This window comes from Nocardia sp. NPDC004711 (assembly GCF_053601595.1).
The window spans coordinates 1-2,193 of sequence record NZ_JBSGCB010000162.1 but is presented as its reverse complement, the minus strand read 5'-3'; the positions used below and the strand labels follow the sequence as shown (position 1 = coordinate 2,193).

General features: G+C 61.7%; 4 protein-coding genes. All 4 read left to right on the top strand.

Annotation, left to right across the window (positions count from 1 at the left end):
- Positions 1-196 precede the first annotated feature (196 nt).
- Positions 197-544 carry a hypothetical protein gene (locus ACWEKS_RS49095; protein ID WP_452346569.1) on the top strand — a complete coding sequence of 116 codons (348 nt, stop codon included), beginning with the start codon at positions 197-199 and terminating at the stop codon, positions 542-544.
- A gap of 406 nt (positions 545-950) precedes the next feature.
- Positions 951-1,334 (top strand): TcmI family type II polyketide cyclase, encoded by a 384-nt coding sequence (locus ACWEKS_RS49090; RefSeq protein ID WP_452346568.1) that lies wholly within the window; start codon positions 951-953, stop codon positions 1,332-1,334.
- A complete protein-coding gene (locus tag ACWEKS_RS49085) occupies positions 1,335-1,592 on the top strand; it encodes an acyl carrier protein (protein ID WP_452346567.1) in 258 nt (85 codons plus the stop codon).
- On the top strand, positions 1,592-2,193 hold a 602-nt coding region (locus tag ACWEKS_RS49080; RefSeq protein WP_452346566.1), incomplete at its 3' end, for an SRPBCC family protein. The genes ACWEKS_RS49085 and ACWEKS_RS49080, both read left to right, overlap by 1 nt.

Genomic DNA, 2,193 nt, shown 5'->3' with positions numbered 1-2,193 from the left:
GGCTTGGTCGACTACCTGGCATCGCTGGGACGTGCCGTGCCCGCGGGGAAGGGGCCGGTGGGGCATTTCGACCCGTCCCTGATGAGTCTCGCCACCGTACGGAAATAACCCACGTGGCGATGTGCGGCCTCTACCTCAACGACCCGACCGCATGGCAAACCCCTAATGAACCACCGGGCGTCTAGCCTGTGGATCCATGACATTCGTCTACAACCTGGTGGTCGTCGTCCATCTGCTCTGTATGGCGGCGGTCATCGGCGGTTATGCCCTCGCGCGGCCGAAGGTTTCCGAGTGGATGTTGTGGGGTGCACGGGCGCTTGTCGTCACGGGCCTGGTGATGGTCCTCATGGCCCACTTCATTCATTCGCTGGACAAGCATCTGCTCATGTCCAAGATCGTGGTCAAGCTGGCGATCGGGGTCTCGGTGGCGGGCCTGGCCGAGCTCGGACACTATGCCAAGCGCGACAAGGTGATTTCATGGTCGGCGCATGCGGCCGGCGCGCTGGCGATCGCCAACGTGTGCGTGGCCGTGCTCTGGCACTGAGCTGGTCCGCGAGTTCGGGCATCGCCGAGGGAATACGTTCGTCTCCCATTCAAAATTGCATTTCCTGCAAAGCCGCCGGGCTTTCGCGCCACTACCGCCAGGGACCTCAGCTGGGCTGAGGTCCCTGTTTTCGTCGGGGCGGCCTCGAAAATGGGCGAATCGTCAGCGGCGCAACGAAATTGGTGAGATCGGCGCGATGTGGCGCGCAACGGCACCGCGAAAGTCGTCAACTGCCGACTCACCGTCGGGTGCCACCTAGGTGTTGATTGTCTTCACCCCAGGCGGGCGGATGGACAACCGCACGGTGATAGATACCGACCGGTCTGAACTCGTAGGTTTGTTGTACCCCGAAAAGACAGATACCGGGTTCCATGTTCCCCACCAAAGCTCAAGTAGGAGAAGGTCGATGGTGATTCCACATCGTTCGCTGATCGTTGCTCATGTACGTCCGGACGCTATTTTCAACGTTGGCGAGATATTCGCTGAGTCCGATTCGTCGACGGATCTGCCGGCGATTGCGGGTGTGACCCGGCGTGAGCTGTGGGCTTTGGATGATCTGTATGTGCACTTGGTGGAGACCGAGGAGCCCGGTGGCGCCGCGATTGGCAGGGCTGCGCGGCATCCGGAGTTCGCCCGGGTGAGTGCCCGGTTGCGCGAGTTCGTTTCGCCCTATCTCGCGAATTGGCTGTCTCCGGAGGATGCGCGGGCTCGCATGTTCTACAGCTGGACACCACAGACCGGTCCGTCGCTGGGTTCCGGTCTCACCACACGAGGGAAGGAAGAGAAGTAAATGTTTGACACGTTCACCATCGAAACGTTGCGCGCGATCTTGGACGAGCATGTCGGGGTCGACATCGGTCCGGAGGAGTTGGAGAGGGCGGACGCGCTGACTCTGGAGGAGATCGGTGTGGATTCGTTGGCGGTCTTCGAGATTCAGAGTGTTGTGGAACGTGACTTCGATGTCAGGTTGCCTGCCCAGCTGCTCGGGATGACCGGTGGTGACGTGGTCCGGTACGTCGAGCTCGCATTCATCGGGGAGGCCGCGTGATGTCGGGACACACAGAAAATTCGATCCTGATCGATGCGCCCCTCGCGCTGGTGTGGGATTCGACCAACGACGTGCGGGTCTGGCCGGATCTGTTCTCCGAATACGCTGCCGTCGATGTTCTCGCGGAGGACGGCGATACCGTCCGTTTCCGGCTCACGATGCACCCGGACGAGGCGGGGCAGGTGTGGAGCTGGGTCAGCGAGCGGACCGTTGATCCGGTCAACCGGACCGTGGACGCACATCGGGTGGAGACCGGGCCGTTCGAGTACATGCAGATCCACTGGCACTATGCCGAGTCCGGATCGGGCACCCGCATGACCTGGGTCCAGGACTTTCACATGCGTCCGGGCGCGCCGATCGACGACGCCGGCATGACCGACCGCATCAACACCAACAGTGTGATCCAGATGCAGCTCATCAAAGAAAAGGTCGAAAAGCGCCACAACGCCGCGGCCGAGACGATCACCACGCCGAGCATCCGGCCGGGCCGCATCGATGTTTCCGACCTGCCCGCAGACCGTCGCCGGGGCGGTGAAATCAGGACTGTGCTGAGTCCGAAAACCGTTGGCAGTACGTCTGGTTTCACCGGAGTTGCCACGTT

Coding starts and splice junctions, on each gene's coding strand:
- ACWEKS_RS49095 (WP_452346569.1), top strand. CDS start 197: ATGACATTCGTCTACAACCTGGTGGTCGTCGTCCATCTGCTCTGTATG.
- ACWEKS_RS49090 (WP_452346568.1), top strand. CDS start 951: ATGGTGATTCCACATCGTTCGCTGATCGTTGCTCATGTACGTCCGGAC.
- ACWEKS_RS49085 (WP_452346567.1), top strand. CDS start 1,335: ATGTTTGACACGTTCACCATCGAAACGTTGCGCGCGATCTTGGACGAG.